The 23409-nt window shown below is 62.5% G+C and carries 19 protein-coding genes; 15 read left to right on the top strand and 4 right to left on the bottom strand.

The window, feature by feature from the left end; translation table 11 throughout:
* Window positions 1-188 precede the first annotated feature (188 nt).
* The 3 genes from xsc (CSQ95_RS19315) (at window position 189) to CSQ95_RS19305 (ending at window position 3968) form a co-directional block, all read left to right on the top strand.
* The gene (gene xsc / locus CSQ95_RS19315; RefSeq protein WP_099410729.1) at window positions 189-1943 is read left to right on the top strand and encodes a sulfoacetaldehyde acetyltransferase; all 1755 of its coding nucleotides are present in this window, start codon (window positions 189-191) and stop codon (window positions 1941-1943) included.
* 260 nt (window positions 1944-2203) lie between these two features.
* On the top strand, window positions 2204-3205 hold the full coding sequence (pta, locus tag CSQ95_RS19310; RefSeq protein WP_099410680.1) for a phosphate acetyltransferase: 1002 nt from the start codon (window positions 2204-2206) through the stop codon (window positions 3203-3205).
* A gap of 1 nt (window position 3206) precedes the next feature.
* Window positions 3207-3968, top strand: coding sequence for a sulfite exporter TauE/SafE family protein (locus CSQ95_RS19305; protein WP_257218110.1), 762 nt, complete (start codon window positions 3207-3209; stop codon window positions 3966-3968).
* On the opposite strand, the gene CSQ95_RS19300 is transcribed toward CSQ95_RS19305, so the two are convergent.
* Entirely contained in the window at window positions 3965-5362 is a 1398-nt protein-coding gene (locus tag CSQ95_RS19300) for an RtcB family protein (RefSeq protein WP_180279104.1), read from the bottom strand. The two genes, CSQ95_RS19305 and CSQ95_RS19300, sit on opposite strands and share 4 nt — an antisense overlap.
* A gap of 437 nt (window positions 5363-5799) precedes the next feature.
* Here CSQ95_RS19300 and CSQ95_RS19295 point away from each other — a divergent pair, with 437 nt between their 5' ends.
* From CSQ95_RS19295 to CSQ95_RS30120, 3 genes are all read left to right on the top strand, one after another.
* Window positions 5800-6687 carry an RNA ligase family protein gene (locus CSQ95_RS19295; protein ID WP_099410677.1) on the top strand — a complete coding sequence of 296 codons (888 nt, stop codon included), beginning with the start codon at window positions 5800-5802 and terminating at the stop codon, window positions 6685-6687.
* Window positions 6684-7826: an AAA family ATPase gene (locus tag CSQ95_RS19290; RefSeq protein ID WP_373632444.1), complete on the top strand. Its 1143-nt coding sequence runs from the start codon at window positions 6684-6686 to the stop codon at window positions 7824-7826. Before CSQ95_RS19295 ends, CSQ95_RS19290 begins: the two co-directional genes overlap by 4 nt.
* Window positions 7827-8068: 242 nt before the next feature.
* On the top strand, window positions 8069-8761 hold the full coding sequence (locus tag CSQ95_RS30120) for a choice-of-anchor E domain-containing protein (RefSeq protein ID WP_099410727.1): 693 nt from the start codon (window positions 8069-8071) through the stop codon (window positions 8759-8761).
* Here CSQ95_RS30120 and CSQ95_RS19280 read toward each other — a convergent pair whose 3' ends face one another.
* Genes CSQ95_RS19280 through CSQ95_RS19270 form a run of 3 tightly spaced genes read right to left on the bottom strand, consistent with a single transcriptional unit; the run spans window position 8762 to window position 12332 of the window.
* Window positions 8762-10483: a cobalt chelatase gene (locus CSQ95_RS19280; RefSeq protein WP_099410676.1), complete on the bottom strand. Its 1722-nt coding sequence runs from the start codon at window positions 10481-10483 to the stop codon at window positions 8762-8764. It lies immediately after the preceding gene.
* Window positions 10480-11454: an AAA family ATPase gene (locus CSQ95_RS19275; RefSeq protein WP_257218109.1), complete on the bottom strand. Its 975-nt coding sequence runs from the start codon at window positions 11452-11454 to the stop codon at window positions 10480-10482. The genes CSQ95_RS19280 and CSQ95_RS19275 overlap by 4 nt, the downstream gene beginning before the upstream one ends.
* Window positions 11455-11495: 41 nt before the next feature.
* Window positions 11496-12332 (bottom strand): IclR family transcriptional regulator, encoded by an 837-nt coding sequence (locus CSQ95_RS19270; protein WP_373632440.1) that lies wholly within the window; start codon window positions 12330-12332, stop codon window positions 11496-11498.
* Between the two features lie 223 nt (window positions 12333-12555).
* Here CSQ95_RS19270 and xsc (CSQ95_RS19265) point away from each other — a divergent pair, with 223 nt between their 5' ends.
* The 9 genes from xsc (CSQ95_RS19265) to CSQ95_RS19225 all read left to right on the top strand — a co-directional run bounded on the left by xsc (CSQ95_RS19265) (window position 12556) and on the right by CSQ95_RS19225 (window position 23161).
* Window positions 12556-14364 carry a sulfoacetaldehyde acetyltransferase gene (gene xsc, locus CSQ95_RS19265; protein ID WP_180279109.1) on the top strand — a complete coding sequence of 603 codons (1809 nt, stop codon included), beginning with the start codon at window positions 12556-12558 and terminating at the stop codon, window positions 14362-14364.
* 290 nt (window positions 14365-14654) lie between these two features.
* A complete protein-coding gene (locus CSQ95_RS19260; protein ID WP_070290384.1) occupies window positions 14655-15062 on the top strand; it encodes a nuclear transport factor 2 family protein in 408 nt (135 codons plus the stop codon).
* 25 nt (window positions 15063-15087) lie between these two features.
* Window positions 15088-16527: an FAD-binding oxidoreductase gene (locus CSQ95_RS19255; RefSeq protein WP_070290394.1), complete on the top strand. Its 1440-nt coding sequence runs from the start codon at window positions 15088-15090 to the stop codon at window positions 16525-16527.
* A gap of 114 nt (window positions 16528-16641) precedes the next feature.
* Window positions 16642-17703 (top strand): taurine ABC transporter substrate-binding protein, encoded by a 1062-nt coding sequence (tauA, locus tag CSQ95_RS19250; protein ID WP_099410674.1) that lies wholly within the window; start codon window positions 16642-16644, stop codon window positions 17701-17703.
* A gap of 71 nt (window positions 17704-17774) precedes the next feature.
* A complete protein-coding gene (locus CSQ95_RS19245; protein ID WP_070219220.1) occupies window positions 17775-18590 on the top strand; it encodes a taurine ABC transporter ATP-binding protein in 816 nt (271 codons plus the stop codon).
* Window positions 18591-18669: 79 nt separating this feature from the next.
* Window positions 18670-19464: an ABC transporter permease subunit gene (locus CSQ95_RS19240; RefSeq protein WP_070219225.1), complete on the top strand. Its 795-nt coding sequence runs from the start codon at window positions 18670-18672 to the stop codon at window positions 19462-19464.
* A gap of 416 nt (window positions 19465-19880) precedes the next feature.
* Window positions 19881-21314 (top strand): amino acid permease, encoded by a 1434-nt coding sequence (locus tag CSQ95_RS19235; protein ID WP_099410673.1) that lies wholly within the window; start codon window positions 19881-19883, stop codon window positions 21312-21314.
* On the top strand, window positions 21307-22533 hold the full coding sequence (locus tag CSQ95_RS19230) for a molybdopterin-dependent oxidoreductase (RefSeq protein ID WP_099410672.1): 1227 nt from the start codon (window positions 21307-21309) through the stop codon (window positions 22531-22533). The genes CSQ95_RS19235 and CSQ95_RS19230 overlap by 8 nt, the downstream gene beginning before the upstream one ends.
* Window positions 22534-22543: 10 nt before the next feature.
* Window positions 22544-23161 (top strand): c-type cytochrome, encoded by a 618-nt coding sequence (locus CSQ95_RS19225; protein ID WP_099410671.1) that lies wholly within the window; start codon window positions 22544-22546, stop codon window positions 23159-23161.
* Window positions 23162-23409: the final 248 nt, after the last annotated feature.

Raw genomic sequence — 23409 nt, 5'->3', positions numbered from 1 at the left:
TTTTTCATGAATTCTCATTGACAGCGCATTTCGTAACCGTTAAATTGAACACGTATTTCAAATATCGGAACAAAATATACCGATTTTTCATAAAACCGTAAGGAGACTGAGCCATGACCGATTTGTCCGACCAAAAAGCCGCCGCAGCCGCCGCAGTGCATCCACCCGCTCCTGTGGGCCCGCAAAAGATGACGCCTTCCGAAGCGTTCGTGGAAACCCTGGCCGCCAATGGCGTGACCGATATGTTCGGCATCATGGGCTCGGCCTTCATGGATCCGATGGACATTTTCGCGCCGGCCGGCATCCGCCTGATCCCCGTCGTACACGAGCAGGGCGCCGGCCACATGGCCGACGGCTATGCCCGCGTGTCGGGCCGCCATGGCGTCGTCATCGGCCAGAACGGCCCCGGCATCAGCAATTGCGTCACGGCGATTGCCGCCGCCTACTGGGCGCACACGCCCGTCGTCATCATCACACCGGAAACGGGCACGATGAGCATGGGCCTGGGCGGCTTCCAGGAAGCGAACCAGTTGCCGATGTTCGAGGAATTCACGAAATACCAGGGTCATGTGACCAATCCGGCCCGCATGGCGGAATTCACGGGCCGCTGCTTTGACCGCGCCATGTCGGAAATGGGGCCGACGCAATTGAATATTCCGCGCGATTATTTCTATGGCGAAATCAAGGCCGAAATCCCGAAACCGAACCGCCTGGACCGCGGCGCCGGCGGCGAGCAAAGCCTGAACGATGCGGCCGAACTGCTGGCCAAGGCCAAGTTCCCCGTGATTATCTCGGGCGGCGGCGTCGTCATGGGCGAAGCGATCGAAGAATGCAAGGCCCTGGCCGAGCGCCTCGGTGCGCCCGTCGTCAACAGTTATCTGCATAACGACTCGTTTCCCGCCAGCCACCCGCTGTGGTGCGGTCCGCTCGGCTATCAAGGTTCCAAGGCGGCGATGAAACTGATCGCCCAGGCCGACGTCGTCGTCGCTTTAGGCTCGCGCCTGGGACCGTTCGGCACCTTGCCGCAGCACGGCATGGATTACTGGCCGAAGAACGCGAAGATCATCCAGATCGACGCCGACAACAAGATGCTGGGCCTGGTCAAAAAGATTTCGGTCGGTATCTGCGGCGACGCCAAGGCGGCCGCCAAGGCGATTATTGCCCGCCTGGATGGCAAGACGCTCGACTGCGACGCCACGCGCGACGCGCGCTATGCCACCGTGCAAGCGGAGAAGGCCGCGTGGGAAGAGGAATTGACGAACTGGACGCACGAGAAAGATGCGTATAGCCTGGACATGATCGAAGAGCAGAAGAAAGAGCCGGGCAATTATCTGCACCCGCGCCAGGTCTTGCGCGAGCTGGAAAAAGCCATGCCGGAAGACGTGATGGTGTCGACCGACATCGGCAACATCAACTCGGTGGCAAATAGTTACCTGCGCTTCGAAAAGCCGCGCAGCTTCTTTGCGGCGATGAGCTTTGGCAACTGCGGCTATGCGTTCCCGACCATCATCGGCGCCAAGGTGGCCGCGCCGCACCGTCCGGCCGTGTCGTATGCGGGCGACGGCGCCTGGGGCATGAGTTTGATGGAAACGATGACCTGCGTGCGCCACAACATTCCCGTGACGGCCGTGGTGTTCCACAACCGCCAGTGGGGCGCGGAAAAGAAGAACCAGGTCGATTTCTACAACCGCCGCTTCGTTGCCGGCGAGCTGGACAACCAGAGTTTTGCGGAAATTGCGCGGGCCATGGGCGCCGAAGGCATCACGGTCGACAAGCTGGAAGACGTGGGTCCGGCCCTGAAGAAGGCGATCGACATGCAGATGAATGAAGGCAAGACCACCATCATAGAGATCATGTGCACGCGCGAGCTGGGCGACCCGTTCCGCCGCGATGCGCTGAGTAAACCAATTCGTCATCTGGATAAGTATAAAGACTACGTTTGATGTAACGGGTGTTGTTGGATTACGCCCTGGCGGGCTAATCCAACCTACCCAACCTACGTGCGGAGGGCATTGCGGGTAGGTCGGATTAGCCGGGCAAAGCCCGGCGTAATCCGACACCACCCGGACAGTAGCCAGGCCCGGCTTCATCCGACGCCACCCTGACCGATCCTTGTATGACCCCGGCTTGCCGGGTTTTATGTGCCGGAACCATCTTTATGCTTCCATGGTTCCGGCACTTTTTTTACCGAATTGGAGTCGCCATGAAAGCCCTGCACCGCATCATCGAGCAAGCCCGTGCCGTGCCGAAACATATCGTCTTGTGCGAGGGCGGCGATGCGCGCGTGCTGCAGGCGGCCGCGCGGGCTGCCGCCGAAGGCCTGGCGCACATCACCATCGTCGGCCAGCCGGCCGCCATCCTCGCCCTGGCGCACGAGCACGGGCTCGACCTCGATAGCGTGCGTCTGGTCGACCCGGCCACTTCCGACGAGTCGGAACACTATGCCCAGCAATTGTTTGTGCTGCGTCAAGCCAAGGGCATGACGGTGGAGCAGGCGCGCATCGCCGTGCAAGACCCGTTGTGCTACGCCAACCTGATGGTGCGCCTGGGCGACGCCGACGGTTGCGTGGCGGGGGCCGTGCATACGACGGCCGACGTGGTGCGCAGCGCCATCCAGATCATCGGCGTCGACCCGGCCTTCAAGCTCGTGTCGAGCTTTTTCCTGATGATGCTGTGCGAACCGTTCCACAGCCTGAAGGGCGGATTCATCTTTTCCGACTGCGCCCTCGTCGTCGATCCGAAGGCCGAGGAACTGGCCGACATCGCCATGGCCGCCGCCGACAGCGCGCAAGCCTTGCTGATGGAAGAACCACGGGTCGCCATGCTGTCGTTTTCCACCAGCGGCAGCGCCCATCACGCGGCCGTGGACAAGGTGCATGCGGCCACGGACCGGGTCAAGGCCCAGCGTCCGCTGCTGGCCATCGATGGCGACGTGCAACTCGACGCGGCCATCGTGGCCGAAATTTCCCAGAGGAAAGTCAAGGATTCCGTCGTCAACGGCCGCGCGAACGTGCTGGTGTTCCCGAACCTGGACGCGGGCAATATCGGCTACAAGCTGGCCGAACGCATGGGCGGCGCCGTCGCCATCGGCCCCTTGCTGCAAGGCTTGAACAAGCCGGCCAACGATTTGTCGCGCGGCTGCAGCGCCGACGACGTCTACAACGTCATTGCGGTGACGGCCGTGCAGGCCCAGGGTGGGCGCTGAGTTGTTCAGCTTGCCCGTGCTGGCGCTGCTGGGCGTGGTGGCGGCCGGCACGTATTTCCAGACCGTCACGGGCTTTGGCCTGGGCATGATCGTCATGGGCGTGGCCAGCGGCCTCGGTCTGGCGCCCGTGCCCGCGCTGGCGGCCCTCGTCAGTTTATTGTCGCTTGCCAATTGCCTCGTGGCCTTGCCGGGCGCCTTGCACCACCTCGATTGGCGTGCCATCCGCGCCGCCAGCATCGGCTTGCTGCCGGCCATGGCGGCCGGCGTCTTGCTGTTGGGATATCTGGACCAGGCGTATGCGCCCGTCCTGAAACTGTTATTGGGCGCGGCCATCGTGTATGGCGGCGTCAGCATCCTGCTGCAGGCGCCGCCGGGGCCGGGCGCGGCGGATAAACGCAGCTTTTTCATCAGCGGCGTGTGCGGCGGCCTGTTCTCGGGCCTGTTTTCGCTGGCCGGCCCGCCCCTCGTGTATCAGTTCTATCGCCAGGAAATGAGTTTGACCACCATCCGCTACAGCCTGATCTTTTTGTTTGCCATCAGCGCGGGCGGGCGCTCGCTGATGGCGGGCAGCCAGGGCCAGCTCGACGCGAAAGTGTTGTTGCTGTGTGCGCTGGCCTTGCCCGTGGGCGTGCTGGCCACCATGGCCGGCAAGCGCTACCCGCCGCCGATCGCCCAGCGCGGCATGCGCCGCATCGCGTTCGTCGTGCTGACCGCCATCGGCCTGTCGCTGATGGCGGCGGCCGTGCCGCAATTGCTGCGCTAGGCTTTAAAGGTCAGCAAAGGTTTCAGCCGCGCCACCGATTGCAGCAAGCCCGCTTCCTCCTGCGCAGCGATGACGGGGCCGATCTTTTTATACGCCATCGGCGCTTCCTCGACACGGCGTTCCTCGCGCAGGGTCACGCACTGGAACGCCATCTCGCCGCCTCCCACCGTGGGCCGGATGGAGCGCATGGCTTGCCTGCGGATGCTGCGCCCCGCGCCATGCGAGCACGACCACAGCCAGTCGGGATTGCCCATGCCAGTTGCCACATAAGAATAGTCGCCCATGGAGCCGGGGATCAGCGCCAGGTCGCCTTCGCGCGCCGGCGTGGCGCCCTTGCGGTGGATGTTCATGCCATGCTCGCGCAGGATGACGTTGTGCGGCACGTCCACCACCAGGCGCGATTGATCCTGCGCAAACACTTGCGACAGGCTGTCGCGCACCAGCTCGGCCAATACCATGCGGTTGACCCAGGCATAGCGCGAGGCCACGCCCATGGCGTCCATGTATTCGCCGGCCAGTTCGCCCGTCAAGCCGTACAGGCCCGACTGCGGGTGGCGCACGCCTTTCGGCCACGCCTCTTTGGCGCGGTCCATCCAGCGGCTGCCGACAAAAAAGCCCACGTCGCGGCTGCCGCTGTGGATCATGACGACCACTTCGCCCGGCACCAGCCCGTGCCGGTACGCGGAGTGGCGGTCCATGACGGCGTCGACCAGCTGGATTTCCACGAAATGGTTGCCCGATCCCGTCGTGCCCAGGCTGGGATCGCGTATCACTTCGCGCGTGCCCACCAGCGCTGCGGGCGCATGGCGCAAGCCGCCGCCCAGTTCGCGCAGGGCGATGCAAGCGTCGAGTTCGTGCAACAGCCGCTCCTTGTCGACGCGGGGCCACAAACCATCGTCATGCAGGCTGTCGATGAGCGCTGCCGGACCCACGTCGAACAGGGCGGCAAACGCCTTCGAGCGCAGCGGCACGTTGCGGCCGTCTTCCAGCAGCACATGTTTGAGCTTGGCGAGCAGCTGCGGCTTGCGCGCTTCGAACTGGGCCAGGGTCAAGCCCGTCGTGATCAGGCGCATGCCGCAGGCGATGTCCGTGCCGGGGATGGCGGGGATTACCATGTCGGGGCTGGTGGCGACGATGCTGCCGACGGGCGCGATGCTGCCAGGGTGGAAGTCGGGCGTGGCGCACGCCTTGCACACATGGCCATCCTGGCCGGGCACGGCGACGGCCGCAAATTCCATCAGCTGGCGCACGGCTTTTTCCTCGAGGGGAAAGTTATGGGGCAGCAGCACGGACGCCTGGGCGTGCGGATTGCTTAGCGTATAAATACCGTCGGCATAGGCGACGGCGATGCCCAGGCGGCGCAGGGCTTTTTGTAATCTGGATAGGGGAAACACGATTCTGCTCCGGAAATAACGAATGCACGGCCCTTTTGCAAGGGCCATGTTTGTTTTCCACGCAGCAGCGACAGGAAGTGCCGCCAGCTTAGCAAATTTTGCGGGGATTGCAAAGCGGGGGGGCGTACAAGGATGCGCACGATACGGAAGAGCCACTTGCAAAATAATCAAACAGCCTTTATATTCGCGGTTCTTTCTCGAACCTCTTCCTTATTGGAGCCAAAAGTGCCTCGCTACTTCGCCATCACCTGCTAACGCTGACGAAATGCTCTCTGCAGCATCGTTCGGCGCGTTGACGCCCCCGATTGCTGCGGCACTGTTTTTGCTCTTTCCGCACACGTATCCGAGACCCAGGTCTTGATCGTCCACGCCCGAACACGTCGTCAGCACCCCTGACCCTGTATGGACACGCCCCGGTGAACGCGGCGTGGGACGCTATGTTTTTACAATCTTTGCCTTTATTTAAATACCCGCGCACGCCGCACCTAGAAGGCTCGCGCCTGCAGGACGGCGACGACGGCTTGGACCAGATGCCCCTGAAAAAGCTGGCCGGCCAATACGTCGTCATCGAAGAAAAAATCGATGGCGCCAACTCCGCCGTGTCGTTCAGCGATGCGGGCGAGGTGCTGCTGCAGTCGCGCGGCCACTACCTGGCGGGCGGCGGCAGCGAACGCCAGTTCAACCTCTTGAAACCGTGGGCCCATGCGCACGAGCACGCCTTGCTGGGCTTGCTGGAAGACCAGTATGTGCTGTTTGGCGAGTGGTCTTACAGCAAGCATTCCGTGTTTTATGACCGGCTGCCCCATTATTTCAACGAGTTCGACGTGTATTGCCGCCGCAGCCAGATGTTTCTGTCGACGGCGCGCCGCCACGCCATGCTGGCCGGCTCGCCCGTGCTGTCGGTCCCCGTGCTGTACGCGGGCACCATGCCCGCGTCGCCGAAACAGCTGTGGCAGCTGCTGCGCCATTCGCTGGCCAAGTCCCTGCTATGGCGTGAGGCCTTTGAAAACGTGGTGGCGCGCGAACGCCTGCCGCTGGACCTGTGCTGGAAGCAGACGGACAAGTCCGACCACGCGGAAGGCCTGTACCTGAAAGTGGAAGACGACGAGCAAGTGCTGGCCCGCTACAAGCTGGTGCGCCATGACTTTACGCAAACCATCCTCGACAGCGGCTCGCACCACAGCACGCGGCCGTTGATCCCGAATCTGCTGGCCGACGGCGTCGATCTGTACGCGCCGCAGCCGCTCGTGACGTGGGAGAGCCTGGGTTTACACACCTGCAGCTCGCTCGACGAGCTGGCAGCTTACTCAAGGAGTACACAATGATGAACTGGAAAACCCTGCAGCAACTGGTGCCGCCAGCGGGCCAGTCGCCCGATTTCAGCGCCTGCCTGGCCGCTTTCCCGCAGCTGGAACTGGCGAAGACGACGCCGCAAAACCCCGTGTATCACGCGGAAGGCGATGTGTGGACGCATACGATGATGGTGGTGGAATCCCTGCTGGGCATGCTTGAATATCAGCAAGCCACGCGGGCGGAACAGGAAATCGTGTTCCTCGCCGCCTTGCTGCACGACGTGGCCAAGTGCAGCACGACGGTGATCGACCCGGTCACGGGCGCCATCGGCCAGCCCGGTCACTCGCGCAAGGGCGCCCTTGATGCGCGCATTGCCTTGTGGGACTATGACGTGCCGTTTGCCGTGCGCGAGGAAATCTGCCGCCTGATCAATGTGCACCAGGTGCCGTTCTTTGCGCTGGAACAATCGCGGCGCGGCGTGACGCCGGAATTTACCGTGCGCGAACTGTCGTGGCAGGTCGATATCCGCCTGCTGGCCATGCTGGCCGAGGCCGATATCCGCGGCCGCATCTGCCCCGATCCGCAGCGCATTTTGGATGCCATCGAGCTGTTCCGCGAACTGGCGCGCGAGGAGGGCTGCTATGGCCAGCGCAGGGTCTTCGTCGACGACCACACGCGCGTCAAATACTTTCGCGGCGCCGAGGCGCATCCCGATTATCCGCTGTTCCAGGAGCCGGGTTCGCACGTGATCGTCATGTCGGGCCTGCCCGCCTCGGGCAAGAATACCTGGGTGGACAAGCACCATCCGCGCCTGCCCGTCGTGTCGTTTGACGATGCGCGGACGGCCTTGGGCTTGAAGCACGGCAAGAACGAGGGGCAGGTGGGCGACTATGCGGAAGAGCGGGCGCGCGAACTGCTGCGCAAGCACGAACCGTTCGTGTGGAATGCCACGCATCTGTCCAAGCTGATGCGCGAGAAGACGCTCAACCTGCTGTACAAATACCATGCGCAGGTGGAGCTCGTGTACCTGGAGCAGCCGCGCAAGGAGTTACTCAGGCGCAACGGCCAGCGCGACACCTCGCTCAGCAACAAGAAGCTGCAGGCGATGCTGTGGAACTGGGAAATTCCGCTGCCGATGGAGGCGCATGCCGTGCGTTACTGCGTCGATTGAGGCGCCCGCCAATGTGTCGCGCTGCGTTCGTCCGGTTTTGCGATAGTTTCACGAGCAATCAAAATGTCAATGGTTATTTTTAAAATTGCAACAAACTGAGTATATTGCGATCCTTTCATTTATTACAATGAATTGTCTGGTTAGCTGAATGGCCGGGCTGTGGCGCGAGGGACTTCCCTCGCGCTTCCTGCGTGAATCACTGCGTGATCCACTCTTCCTCATTGAATGAACAGGAGTCATCGATGCAAAAATCTCTCATCGCACTGGCCGCAGCCGCCGTGCTAAGCCTTGGCGCCGCATCTTCCGCGCAGGCGGCCACCCAGACCATCAGCTTCAGCGCCGACCGCGCCCTGGGCGCCACCAACTGGTCAGATACCCTGGGCCTGGGTAAGTTCGACAGCAACCTGGGCACCCTGACGTCGATCAAATTCCATCTGGAAGGCGCCGTGCAGGGCAGCGGCCGGACGGAAAGCCTGGACGCCAGCGCGTCGAATGTGACCCTGAGCCTGGCCTCGCTGCTGACCTTGTACCGTCCCGACAACTCCACCTTGCTGGTGGCCAATCCGCTGTTCACGCAGACATTCGCCCTGAGCGCCTTTGATGGCAGCATCGATTTCGCCGGCGCCTCGGGCGCCAGCACGGGCCTGCGCTCGAGCACGGGCTCGAATGGCTACACGAGCGCCAGCGCCAGCGACTTCGCCCTGTTTTCCTCGGCGGGCGGCGGTTTGATTTACCTGGGCTTGAACGCCGTCGGTTCCTCGACGGGCAGCGGCGCGGGCAATTTGCTGACGCAGTTCCAGACGGCCGCTTCCGGCCGCGTGGCCGTGACGTATGAATACGTGAGCGCCGTGCCGGAACCGGAAACCTATGTGATGCTGCTGACGGGGCTGGCGCTGGCCGGCGTGACGATGCGGCGCCGCAAGCCCCGCGCCTGATCAGCGCCGGCTGCGCCCGGCAATCAGCTGGGCGATCTCGCTGAACAGCTCATTGTTCAGCGAGGCGGGCAGGGTGGTGGCCAGGCTGCGGCTGTAGTAGGCGCCCAGATCCAGGCCCAGGCCCAGCCCGCAAATTTCCACGGCGCCCTGCGCTTCGCGGCGCGCCACCACCTGTTTCAGATGTTGCGCCAGGTAAAACTCGTCGTTGGCCAGATTCGTGGCCGTATCCATCGGGCAACCATCTGACACGACGAGCAGGATGCGCCGCCGCTCCGGCCGCGCCAGCATGCGCGTGCACGCCCAATCCACGGCTTCGCCATCGACGCCTTCGCGGTACAGGTCCGCTTTCAGCAGGGCCGCAATATCGGGCCGCGCGCGGCGCCAGTTCGTCTCGCCATCCTTGAACACCATGTGCACGAGTTCGTTCAAGCGGCCCGGATGGGCGGGCGAGCGGGCGCGCAGCCAGTCGCGCTTGACTCTTCCCCCGTTCCAGGCGCCCGTCGTAAAGCCCAGCAATTCCGTCGTGATGCCCGCCTGGTCCAGTGCGCGCAGCAATATGTCCAGCAGCACGGCCACGGATTCCGCATGCGTCTTCATGGAGCCGGAGCAATCGACGAGAAAGGTGACGAGGCAATCGGCTTGCGGCAGGAATTGTTCCTTGCGGAACAGTCTGCGCTCGGACGGTGAGCTGATCAGCTGCGCCAGGCGCCGGCCGTCGATATACCCCTCTTCTTCGCCGAACGACCAGCCGTCGCGCTGGGGCACGGCCAGCAATTGCGTGAAGCGCCGCGCCAGGCGCGCCGTGTTGATGCCCAGGCTGGCGATGCGACCATCCATGCGTTCGCGGTACTCGAGCAGCAGGGCGCGGCGCACCAGTTCGCCCGCCTTGTCTTCGCGGTCGTAGCTTGTGGAGTACGCCTTGTAGCCGCCATCGCCATCGCTGAAGGCGCGGCTCTCGCCCAGCGGGGCGGCATCGGGAAGGTGGTCATTGTCGCTGTCGAAATCGAGCAGCAGCTTGAAGGCGGCCTGCGCCTTCGCGTCGCCTGCCTCGTCCTGGCTGCCGTCGCGCGCCGCCTGCGCCTCTTTCAGCATGGCGTCGACGGCATGGGCGATGGCCAGTGCGTGGCGGGCAAAGGCAAGCTGGTCGGCGCGGTGGCGGCGCAAGCCCGCCAGGTCGCCGCTCAGTTGCGAGGAAACGGACCAGCGCGTCGCTTCGATGAAATCTTCCGTCTTTTCCAGCACGGGCCGGGCCGTCAGGCGCGACCAGCACATCTGGAACACTGTATACAAGAGCAAGCCCGATGCGCCTTCGGCCAGGCCGGAATCGTAGAACGCGTGCGACCAGGCCGTGAAACGGTGGCGCAGGTTGGCGATGACGCCGGCATGTTGATCTGGCGCCAGCGTTTCCACGCGCAGTTGCTCCAGCAGCTCGAAGACGAGCCGCGCCACGGGCTCGGGCGGGCACAGCGACTTGTGCAGGGCCGCATCCGTGTGCAGCAGGCGCAGGGCCACGCTGTCGGCCGCGCCGCGCAGCGAGGGCAAATCCTGCAGCGCCGCATCGGGCTGCAGATGGGCCGCGTGGATGGGCAGGGGACGGTGGCCGTCGTGCAGGCGCCGTCCGCGGTAGCGGATCGCCGCCTGTCCGCTCAGTGCGCGGATGGCGCCCGCGCACAACTCGTCCGTTTCCTGCTGCGCGCGCGTGTAGGCGGCGGGGGCGTTCATGGCGCCGTCGCCAGCAATTCCTCGTTGAAACAGCGCTGGTAATACTCGGCCACCATGGGCCGTTCGGCCTCGTCGCATTTGTTGAGGAAGGACAGGCGGAAGGCCAGGGCCGGGTCGCGGAAGATCTGGCAATTCTCGGCCCAGGTGATCACCGTGCGCGGCGACATCAGGCACGCCAGGTCGCCCGCCGCATAGCCGTAGCGCGTGAGGCTGGCCACGGCCACCATGCTGCTTGCCAGCTGGCGGCCCGCGTCGTCGTTCATGGCGGGGACACGCGCCAGCACGATGTCCGTTTCTTCGTGCTGCGGCAAATAGTTCAGGGTGGCAACAATGTTCCAGCGGTCGATCTGCGCGTGGTTGAGCACTTGGGTGCCGTGGTACATGCCGTTCAGGTTGCCCAGGCCCACCGTGTTCGAGGTGGCGAACAAACGGAAGTGGGGATGGGGCGTGATGACCCGGTTCTGGTCGAGCAAGGTGAACTTGCCGTCGCGCTCGAGGATGCGCTGGATGACGAACATCACGTCGGGGCGGCCCGCGTCGTACTCGTCGAAAATCAGGGCCACGGGCCGTTGCAAGGACCAGGGCACGATGCCTTCCTGGAATTCCGTCACTTGCTGCTGTTCGCGCAGCACGATGGCGTCCTTGCCCACCAGGTCCAGGCGGCTGATGTGACCATCGAGGTTGACGCGCACGCAGGGCCAGTTCAGGCGCGCCGCCACCTGCTCGATATGCGTGGATTTGCCCGTGCCGTGCAAGCCTTGCACCATCACGCGGCGGTTATGCGTGAAACCGGCGAGTATCGCCAGGGTCACGTCCTTGTTGAAGCGGTAGGCGGGATCGATGTCGGGCACGTGCGGATCGCGCTCCGTGAAGACGGGCACGAGCAGGTCGCTGTCGATATGGAACAGGCTGCGCACGGACTGCAAGGTTTGCGCTGCGGCGGCGGGGGGATGTTGGCGTGAATCTGGCACCTTGTTCTCCTGGTCAAGCCGCAGCATGGGTGCCGCAGCGGTTATGAATTACCTGTTTGCAATGCGTCGTCGTCCCCGCCCGTCGTCGGCATGGTTTCCGATTCGATGGCGGCCAGGGCTTGCGCGGCGCGTTGCAATGCTGGCAAGAAATGTAAAGCCTTGTCGTGCGTCAAACGGATGATGGGCGCCTGGATCGCCACGGCCAGGTTCGAGCGGCCGTTCGGGTTCGGCACCAGCACGGCCACGCACAGCAAGCCGGGCAGGAATTCCTCGTCGTCCAGCGCGTAGCCGTTGCGGCGCACCAGTTCCAGTTCACGCTCGAGCTTGACGGGGTCCGTTTCCGTCTTGTCCGTAAAGCGCGTCAATTCCATGTGGCCCAGCAGGCGGCGCCGTTGCACGGGCGTCATTTGCGCCAGGAACAGCTTGCCGCTGGACGAGCAGTGCGCCGGCACACGCGAGCCGGGATGCAGGTAGAAGCGCAGCGGGGCCGCCGTTTCCACGCGGTCCAGGTACACCACTTCGCTGCCGCTGAAGGCCGTCAGGTTGCAGCTTTCGCCCACTTCCTCGACCAGCTGGCGCAAGACCATGCGGCGGGCGCCATGGAAGGTGTTGTTAATCAAGAGGTTAGACGCCAGGCGGCGCAGGCGCACGCCCGTGCTGTAGTGGCGGCCGTCGCTTTCGCGCTGCAGCACGCCCACGCTTTCCAGCTGTTGCAGCATGCGGTGCAGGGTGGGCTTCGGCAGCCCCGTTTCTTCCACCAGCGCTTGCAGCGACAGCAACTGGTCTTTTTCGGCAATCACTTCCAGCAAGGCAAACAAACGCATCGTGGGCGTGTCGCCTTCCAGTTTTTCCGGCTCAAGTTTTGGGGATGAAATCATGTCCATGGTGGCCTCGGTTGGGTATCTGAGTGTTACATCAGCTTATTTCATTTTCGAACTCAAATTGTACCGTTTCCTCGAAATTCTGTTTGACTTTTGATTGCCGAACGCTTAAATTGAATTGTATATCAAATTTCGGAACAAAATATACCGTTTTTTGATAAATAAGTTGATAAATACGCTGCAGTTCATTACCACAGACCAGGAGACACCCATGAATGACATGACCGAGCAAAAAGCCGCCGCCGCAGCGGCCATCCCCACCGGCCCGCAAAAGATGACGCCTTCCGAAGCGTTCGTGGAAACCCTGGCCGCCAATGGCGTGACCGACATGTTCGGCATCATGGGCTCGGCCTTCATGGACCCGATGGACATTTTTGCCCCGGCCGGCATCCGCCTGATCCCCGTCGTGCACGAGCAGGGCGCTGGCCACATGGCTGACGGCTATGCCCGCGTCTCGGGCCGCCACGGCGTCGTCATCGGCCAGAACGGCCCCGGCATCAGCAATTGCGTCACGGCCATCGCCGCGGCCTACTGGGCGCACACCCCCGTCGTCATCATCACGCCGGAAACGGGCACGATGAGCATGGGCCTGGGCGGCTTCCAGGAAGCGAACCAGCTGCCGATGTTCGAGGAATTTACGAAATATCAAGGCCACGTGACCAATCCTGCCCGCATGGCGGAATTCACGGGCCGCTGCTTTGACCGCGCCATGTCGGAAATGGGGCCGACGCAACTGAACATCCCGCGCGACTATTTTTATGGCGAAATCAAGGCGGAGATCCCGAAACCGAACCGCCTGGACCGCGGCGCCGGCGGCGAGCAAAGCCTTGATGATGCGGCGGAGCTCTTGGCCAAGGCCAAGTTCCCCGTGATTATCTCGGGCGGCGGCGTCGTCATGGGCGAAGCCATCGAAGAATGCAAGGCCCTGGCCGAGCGCCTCGGCGCGCCCGTGGTGAACAGCTACCTGCACAACGACTCCTTCCCCGCCAGCCACCCGCTGTGGTGCGGTCCGCTCGGCTACCAGGGTTCCAAGGCGGCGATGAAACTGGTCGCCCAGGCCGACGTCGTCGTGGCCTTGGGTTCGCGTCTGGGACCGTTCGGCACCTTGCCGCAGCACGGCATGGATTACTGGCCGAAGAATGCGAAGATCATCCAGATCGACGCCGACAACAAGATGCTGGGCCTGGTGAAAAAGATTTCGGTGGGCATCTGCGGCGACGCCAAGGCGGCCGCCAAAGCCATCCTGTCCCGCCTCGATGGCAAGACGCTCGACTGCGACGCCACGCGCGACGCGCGCTATGCCACCGTGCAAGCGGAAAAGGCCGCATGGGAAGAGGAGTTGACCAACTGGACCCATGAAAAGGATGCCTACAGCCTGGACATGATCGAAGAGCAGAAGAAAGAGCCGGGCAACTATCTGCACCCGCGCCAGGTGCTGCGCGAGCTGGAAAAAGCCATGCCGGAAGACGTGATGGTGTCGACCGACATCGGCAACATCAACTCGGTGGCCAACAGCTATCTGCGCTTTGAAAAGCCGCGCAGCTTCTTTGCGGCGATGAGCTTTGGCAACTGCGGCTACGCGTTTCCGACCATCATCGGCGCGAAAGTGGCGGCTCCCCACCGTCCGGCCGTGTCGTATGCGGGCGACGGCGCCTGGGGCATGAGCCTGATGGAAACGATGACCTGCGTGCGCCACAACATTCCCGTGACGGCCGTGGTGTTCCACAACCGCCAGTGGGGCGCGGAAAAGAAAAATCAGGTCGATTTCTACAACCGCCGCTTCGTTGCCGGCGAGCTGGACAACCAGAGTTTTGCGGAAATTGCGCGCGCCATGGGCGCCGAAGGCATCACGGTCGACAAGCTGGAAGACGTGGGTCCGGCCCTGAAGAAGGCGATCGACATGCAGATGAATGAAGGCAAGACGACCATCATCGAGATCATGTGCACGCGCGAGCTGGGCGACCCGTTCCGCCGCGATGCGCTGAGTAAACCAATTCGTCATCTGGATAAGTATAAAGACTACGTTTGATGTGCTGAGGTTGTTGGATTACGCCTTTCAGGCTAATCCAACCTACCCAACCTGCCCAACCTACGCGACTGTGTAGGTCGGATTAGCCGGGCGAAAGCCCGGCGTAATCCGACAAAGCGTTGTGACCAAATTCTCACAGATTGTCACGAAAACATCATAATTTCAATAAAGAAGACGAAGCGTCCCGGTAATTGAATTATTTGATTTGACAAGGCCATACTTAAGGCTTAAATTCAATAAAAGACAAAAAACGGAACGTAACGTATCAAAAACGATTTACGGAGACCATCATGAACCACCCTGTACCGCACACCGACGCCGTCACTATCGACTTCCTGCAAGCCTTCGGCGATGCCTGGAACCGTCACGATATCGAGGCCCTGATGGCCGCCATGGCCGACGACTGCGAATTCCACGCCGTGGCCGGCCCTGACTTGCTGGGCAAGAGTTTTGTCGGCCGCGACGCAGTGCGCGCCGGTTTCGAGCTGGCCTGGCAAACCTTTCCCGACGCCGCCTGGCTCAACCCGGAGCACTTCGTCAGCGGCCAGCGCGGCGTGACGGAATCGACCTTTGCCGGCACCAAGGCGGACGGCACGCGCATCGAGGCGCGCATGGTCGACATCTTCACTTTCCGCGACGGCAAGATCGCCGTGAAGAACGCCTTCCGCAAGGATCGCCCACCCGTCGTCAAAGCTTAAGCCAGTACGTTCACCGGGAATGATCATGAACAAACCTGTCGACACTCCATCTGACGTACTGGGCAGCAGCACCGCCGCCCGCACGCCCTACGATCCCGCCTTCGATCCGCTGGTGGCCCAGCGCCCCGGCCACGGCAATGCCTACGCGCCCACCTACTGGATCGGCACGGCCGGCGAACCGCCCGCCGACGACGGTCCCATCACGCATGACATCGACGTCGACGTGGCCATCATCGGCTCGGGTTTTACCGGTCTCTCCTGCGCCATCTTCCTGGCCCAGGAACACGGCATCAAGGCTACCGTGCTGGAAGCGAACCGGGTCAGCTGGGGCTGCAGCACGCGCAACGGCGGCCAGGCGCAATGCACGACGGGCCGCCTGAAGCGCTCGCAGTGGATCGCCCGTTACGGCATGGACACGGCCCTCAAATTGCACACGGAAGTGTGCGACGCGATGGAAACCTTCAAGAAGATCACGGCCGACATCGATTGCGACCCGCAGCCGGGCGGCCACCTGTACATCGCCCACAAAGCGAAAGCTATGCCCGCGCTGGAAAAAGAGGCCAAGGTCATGCGCGAGATCTTCAAGTACGACGCGCGCATCCTCGACGCCGACACCGTCAAGCGCGAATTCGTCGACGACAAGGAAGCGGCCGGCGCGCTGCACGAACCGGAAGGCATCGGCATCCACGCGGGCAAGCTGGCGTTCGGCTACCTGCGCAAGGCGCGCGCGCTGGGCGCCAAGGTGCATCCGTCCAGCCCCGTGATGGGCTGGGAAACGCGCAACGGCGTGCATTACCTGCAAACGCCGGGCGGCGTGGTGCGGGCCCGCTCTGTGGCCGTGGCCACGGGCGGCTACACCTCGCCCCACCTGCATGCGCAAGTGAAGAACCGGTTGCTGCCGATCCTGTCGAATTCCATCGTCACGCGCCCGTTGACCCCGGCGGAAATCGAGGCGTGCAACTTCCGCACCCACCAGGTGATCACGGATACGCGCATCCTGCGCCACTACTACCGCTTGATGCCGGACAACCGCGTGCAGATCGGCAGCCGCAGTGCCATCACGGGCGCCGACGCGCCGGACGACAGATATAAACAGTTTTTGATCAATGATCTGCACCGCAAGTTCCCCGCGCTGACCGGTATTCCCATCGATTACTCATGGTGGGGCTGGGTCGACGTCAGCCACGACATGATGCCGCGCATCGTGCAACCGGACCCCAAGCAATCGATCTTCTATTCACTCGGCTACGGCGGCAACGGCGTCATGTACTCGGCGCAGGCGGGACGTCGCATGGCCGAGCGCATCGCGGGCAAGGCCAGCGACACGGGCTTGCCGATCTTCAATTCGAAATTGCCGTATCCCAACATGATGGAACTGGTCGAGTCGCAAGCGTTCGCCCCGTTCCGCCGCTTGGGCCAGCGTTTCCTGTACCGCTGGTATCACTTGAAGGATGAAGTGTTTTAAATAGCAGTAGCCGTACTAAGCCGCCGCATGGTTGACAAAGAGCAAACAGCGGCGCCTCCCGCAAGGGATGAGATTGCCCGAACGTTCACACATAACAATAACTTGGAGTGAGACATGAACACATACACGAGCAAAAACGCGAGCAAAACGGTTTTTTCAACGCTGCGCCGCGCCGTTCTCGGCACCCTGGTGCTGGGCGTGGCGGTCGCATCGAGCGGCACGGCCTTCGCGCAGGGTAAGGAAGTAACGATTGCCTACCAGGAAATCAACGGCCCCTTCCTGGTGGCGATCGCCAGCGGCGAAGTGGAAAAGACCACCGGCTATAAAATCAACTGGCGCAAGTTCGACTCGGGCGCCAAGGTAGCCACGGGCATGGCGTCCGGCGACGTGCAGATCGGCGTCATCGGTTCCAGCCCATTGACGGCGGCCGTCAGCCGCGGCGTTGACCTGCAGCTGTTCTGGATCATCGACGACATCAACGAAGCCGAAGCGATGGTGGCCCGCAATGGCGCCGGCATCAGCAAACCAACCGACTTGCGCGGCAAGAAGATCGCCGTGCCGTTTGTTTCCACCACGCACTTCCACACCATGTTCGCGCTGGAAACGTGGGGCATCAAGCCCACGGAAGTGAAATTGCTCAACATGCAGCCGAACCAGATCGCCGCCGCCTGGGAACGGGGCGACATCGACGCGGCCTTCGTGTGGGATCCGGCCTTGAGCAAACTCAAGCAAAACGGCAAGGTGCTCGTCACTTCCGGCGAACTGAGCAAGAAGGGCAAGGCCACGTTTGACGGCATGGCCGTCGAGCGCGCCTGGGGCGAGGCGAATGCCGATTTCATGGCCAAGTTCGTCAAGGTGATGGCCGCTGCCGACGCCGATTACCGCGCCAATCCGAAGGCGTGGACCATCGATTCCCCGCAAGTGAAAGCCAACGTCAAGCATTCGGGCGCGGCTGCCAAGGACGTGGCCGCTTCCGTGGCCCTGTACGCCTACCCATCCTTGCAGGAGCAGGCGTCGCCGGCCTGGCTCGGTGGCGGCGCGAAGGGCGGCGTGGCGCAAGCCTTGCTGGCCACGGCGCAATTTTTGAAGGGCGAAGGCAAGATCGATACGCTGGCCCCTGACTACGCCAAATATGTGACACCCAGGTATGCACAGGCCGCCGGCCTGCTGAAGTAAACGTTGTGCGATGGCGCGCCTGCGGGCGCGCTGACTGAACAGAGTGCGTTGAACAGAACTGTGGGGACACGATGGAAAATCTGTACGTCAAGGATGTCAGCGTGATTTATCCGGGCAAGACGGCCGGTGAACGCGTACATGCCTTAAATAATATCAATCTCACCATCAATAGCGGCGACTTCGTCGTCGCGCTCGGTGCTTCCGGTTGCGGCAAGACAACCTTGCTGAGCCTGATGGCGGGTTTTATCGCCCCATCCAAGGGGGAAATCATGCTCGGGGACAATAAAGTGGAAGGGCCGGGCGCCGACCGTGGCGTCGTGTTCCAGAAACACGCCTTGCTGCCATGGCTGAACGTGATGGAAAACGTGGAATTCGGCCTGAAGCTGCAAGGCGTGCCGAAAGCCGTGCGGCGCGAACAGGCGGCCAAAAACCTGGCGCTGGTCGGCTTGAAGGACTTTCACGACAATATGATTTATCAGCTGTCGGGCGGCATGCAACAGCGCGTGGGCATCGCCCGCGCCCTGACCAGCAATCCCGCCATGCTGCTGATGGATGAACCGATGGCGGCGCTCGATGCGCTGACGCGCGAAACCATCCAGGAATTGCTGCTCGATATCTGGGCCAAGTCCAGCACCATGTTCTTCTTCATTACCCACAGCGTCGACGAGGCGCTGTTCCTGGCGAACCGGCTGATCGTCATGTCGCCCCGTCCGGGCCGCATCACGCACACGTATGAACTCGATTTCAACAAGCGCTTCCTCGAATGCCGCGATGCGCGCGCCGTGAAATCGAGCCCGGACTTCATCAAGATGCGCGAAACCGTGCTCAACATCATTTATGGCGACGAGCGCGCCGTCAATAAAGAGCTGGAGGTGTCCCATGCATAGCCCATCTGTCGTGGGATTTCCTCCCGCCACCGCCAAGCGCGCCGGCTTTTTTGGCCGCCTGTTCGCTCCCCGCTGCGCCATGCCTGGCGAAGCGTTCGGTGCGCCGGGGCAGGGCAATTCCAGCCGCATCGCCACCGTTACCGTCATCGCCGTGCTCTTGCTGTGGTTTGGCGTGACGGCCAGCGGCCTCGTGAAACCGCTGTTCCTGCCGTCGCCGCAAGCTGTCTATGAAAAATTCATCATGGCGGCCACCACCGGTTTCGGCGGCGCCACCCTGTGGGAACATACCGTCGCCAGTCTGGTGCGCGTGTTCGGCGCCTTTGGCCTGGCTTGCCTGTTCGCCATCCCCGTCGGCGTGATGATGGGCGTGAACCGCGTGGCGCGCGGCATCTTCGATCCCTTGATCGAGTTCTACCGTCCGCTGCCGCCGCTTGCTTACTTGCCACTGGTTATCATCTGGTTCGGCATCGGCGAGTTTTCGAAGGTCTACCTGATCTTCCTGGCCATCTTTGCGCCGATGGCCATCGCGGCCCGCGCCGGCGTCAGCTCTGTTTCATTGGAGCAAATCCATGCGGCCTACTCGATGGGCGCCACCCGTTTCCAGGTGATCGTGCACGTGATCCTGCGCGCCGCGATTCCGGAAATCCTCACCGGCATGCGCATCGGCATCGGCGTGGGCTGGACTACCCTGGTGGCGGGCGAGATGGTGGCGGCCACGCGCGGCCTCGGCTATATGGTGCTGAGCGCCTCCGAGTTCCTCGCCAGCGACGTCGTGATCATGGGCATCATCGTGATCGGCTTCTTCGCTTTCCTGTTTGATTTGATGATGCGCTACCTCGAACGTACCCTCGTGCCATGGAAGGGTAAGGTGTAAGACGTTCCCGGGAGTGGCGCTAATGCCACAAGTGTTGCCGCCGCTCCCATTTTTTAACCAGCAATAACTGAGCCATACCCCGTACGTATCCTCCAGCGCGCCAGCCCCTTGGGCGCCGCGCCGGGCCGCTGCATTTCCAGATTGACTTATGGCATGCAGCCAACCAGACTGATTTGATGATGTATCGATGCTGCTTGACGGTGTTGCCCAAATAAAACAAAGCCGCGCGGCAGGAACCAGCCGCAGCAGGCCAGGGCGCACCGAGCTTCAGATATTGACAACACATGACAGTCGCCGTAGCGAGCGGCAGTGAGTTGTGGCTGAGAAGCGGAGCTGTGCGGATGCACAGTGAGCATCGGAGGCCGCAAATCGCGACGCGCAGTAGGCGTTGTCAGGTGTTTTAACAGGAGACAAACATGATTAGCGACAACCACAACAACACGGGCTTGCAGCACTCGCTGAAGCAACGCCACATGAGCATGATCGCCATCGGCGGCGTGATCGGCGCCGGCCTCTTTGTCGGCAGCGGCGTCATCGCCAAGGCTGCCGGCCCGGCCGCCATCCTATCCTTCCTGCTCACGGGCGGCCTGGTCGTCCTGATCATGCGCATGCTGGGCGAGCTGGCCTCGTCCCTGCCCGTGGTCGGCTCCTTTTACGAATATGCGCGCCTGGCCTTCGACGACAAGCCGAAGGTCTCGAAATTCCTCGGCTTCATGAGCGGCTGGATGTACTGGTATTTCTGGGTCGTCGTCGTGGCCCTGGAAGCCATCGCCGGCGCCAAGCTGGTCAACTTCTGGCTGCCCGATGTGCCATCGTGGGCCATCAGCCTGGTGCTGCTCGTGTCGATGACGGTGCTCAACCTGTTCTCGGTGAAAGCCTTCGGCGAATTCGAGTTCTGGTTCGCCTCGATCAAGGTGGTCGCCATCGTCGTCTTCCTGTTCGTCGGCGCCCTGTTCATCACGGGCAGCTTGCCTAACAGCATCCCAAGCCTGGGCTTTTTGACCAGCCATGGCGGCTTCATGCCGCACGGCTGGGGCCCCGTGCTCAGCGGCGCCGTGGCCGCCACGGCCTTTTATTCGGGCGCCGAGATCGTCACCATCGCCGCCGCCGAAACGTCGGACCCGGCCAAGGCCATCGCCCGCGCCACCAATTCCGTCGTCACGCGTGTGCTGATGTTCTATGTCGGCTCCATGTTTGTCGTCGTCTGCATCGTGCCCTGGGATTCGCCGGCCATCGCCACGCCTTTCGTCAGCGCCCTGACCGTCATGAACATCCCGTACGCGGCCCACATCATGAACGCCATTATTTTGACGGCCGTCCTGTCGGCCCTGAACTCCAGTCTGTACGCCTCGTCGCGCATGATCTTCGCGCTGACGCGCCGCGGCGACGCACCCACGGGCCTGGTCAAGCTGAGCAAGAATGGCGTGCCGATTCGCGCCATCCTGTTCAGCACCTTGTTCGCCTATTTCGCCATTGCCGTCTCGTATGTATCGGCCGACCTGGTCTTCCCCTTCATCGTCAACTCCTACGGCATCCTGATCCTGTTCGTGTACTTGCTCATTGCGATATCTCAATTGCGTTTGCGCCGCCGCCTGGAACGCGAATGCCCGGAACGCATCAAGGTGCGCATGTGGCTGTTCCCCTATCTGACGTATTTCACCATCTTCGCCATGCTGGTGATCCTGGGGGCCATGAGCGTGTCGTCCGATACGGAGCAGCGCGTGTCGTTCTGGTTCGGCCTGTTGAGCGTGGCCATCATGAGCGTCATGTACTACATCAAGAAGCTGGTCAACGATGACCGCAACGGCGGCGAAGCGGCCGATACCAAAGTGGAGCTCAAACATGTCTGATACGACCTTGTTGCCTGCAGGCCGGCGCCGCTTCCTGCGCACGACGGCCGCCCTGGGCGCCGCCGCCGTGGCGGGGCCTGGGTCAGCCTTGGCTGCGTCTGTCACCTTGCCGTTTGAAAACGGCGAGCGCGAACTGGTGGCCTTCCCGCAAAAGCGCCCGCTGATCCTGCTGACCAGCCGCCCGCCCCAGCTGGAAACGCCGTTCAGCGTGTTCAATGAAGGCGCGATCACGCCCAACGACGCGTTTTTCGTGCGCTACCACTGGAGCGGCTTGCCCACCAGCATCGATGGCGGCAGCTACCGTTTGCGCATCGGCGGCCTCGTCAAGACGCCACTGGAACTGTCGCTGGCGGAACTGAAACAGCTGGCCGACCCCGTCGACGTGGTGGCCGTGACGCAATGTTCGGGCAACAGCCGCGGCTTTTTTTCCCCGCGCGCGAATGGCGGGCAGCTGGGCAATGGCGCCATGGGCAATGCCCGCTGGACGGGCATCCCCCTGAAGACCGTGCTGGAAAAGGCCGGCATCGCGGCCAGTGCCGTGCAGGTGGCCTTCAACGGCTTGGAAACGCCGCCCGTGGGCGATGGCCCCGACTTCCAGAAAGCCTTGTCCGTCGAGCACATCATGGCGGGCGACGTCCTGCTGGCCTGGGCCATGAATGGCGAAGACATCCCGTTCCTCAACGGCTATCCGCTGCGCCTGATCGTGCCGGGGTTCTATGGCACCTACTGGGTCAAGCACCTGAGCGACATCACGGTGCTCGACAAACCGTTCGACGGCTTCTGGATGAGCACGGGCTACCGCATCCCGGACAACGGTTCCGGTTTCATCGAGCCGGGGACACCGGTGGGCAAGACGACGCCGATCAGCCGCCTGAACGTGCGCTCCTTCATCACCAGCGTGCAAGATGGCGCGCAAGTGAAGGCGGGGCGCGACCTGGCCATGCGCGGCATCGCCTTCGATGGCGGGCAGGGCATCAGCGAGGTGACCGTGTCGGTGGACGGCGGCCAGACGTGGCAGGAAGCAACGCTGGGCAAGGACCTGGGACGTTTCTCGTTCCGCGAGTGGACGATGGTGATGAAGGCGCCGCGCAAGGGCAAGCATGTGCTGATGGTGCGCGCCGTCAACCGCATCGGCCAGAGCCAGCCGATGAAAGCCCTGTGGAATCCCATGGGTTATATGCGCAACGTGGTGGAAACCACGCGCATTCAGGCAGTGTGAGGAGAACCGGATGCTGATCAGAACACTCGCCACCGCCGTGGCCTTGATGCTTGCCGGCAGCGCCGGCGCACTGGAAATCCAGCTGCCGCCGGAAACGGCGGCCTATAAACCCAGCGAATTGCCCGGCTACCAGCTGGTGCAGCGCAACTGCATGACGTGCCACGCGGCCCAGTATGCATCGAGCCAGCCGCCCGCTTCGCCGCGCGCTTACTGGGAGGCGACCGTCAAGAAGATGAAAAAGCCGTTCGGCGCCCAGTTTGACGACGCGGACATGCCGGCCATGGTCGATTACCTGGTGAAAACCTATGGCGCGGAGCGGGACGCCGCCGCGCCTGCCGCCGCAGTGAAGCCCGCCGCAGCCGCTGTCCCTGCCGCCAGCGGCAAGGATGTGAAAACCTTGCTGGCGGCAAATGGCTGCATGGCATGCCACGCCCTCGACCAGAAGGTGGTCGGCCCCGGCTTTGCGGAAGTGGCCGCCAGATACAAGGGCCAGGACAGCGTCGCTGCCGTGGCGGCCAACATCCGCAATGGCGGTGCCGGCAAATGGGGCCCCGTGCCCATGCCGCCATTCAGCCAGCTTAGTGTAGCCGATGCGGCCACGCTGGCCAAATATGTGCTGTCCAGATAAGACCCGGCCAACGCGGCCGCGTCGCTGATCTTCTCTTCCTTTCCGCCGGCATCCGGCGTGGCCGATGCCTGCCACGCCGGTTTTCCTCGCCGCGATCATATGCGCCGCCCGCTCCCCGCGTGACCGCCAAAAATAAGTTTTCATTCCTAATATTTATTCATTGATTATCTATTTTTTGCAAGAATGTGACATGTTAATTTGCAGCAAAAAAGTGTGTCATCAGATGAACATGCACATATGTAAAAAAT

This window comes from Janthinobacterium sp. BJB304 (assembly GCF_002735765.1).
Classification (GTDB): domain Bacteria; phylum Pseudomonadota; class Gammaproteobacteria; order Burkholderiales; family Burkholderiaceae_D; genus Janthinobacterium.
This window is presented reverse-complemented; position numbering and strand designations above follow the sequence as displayed.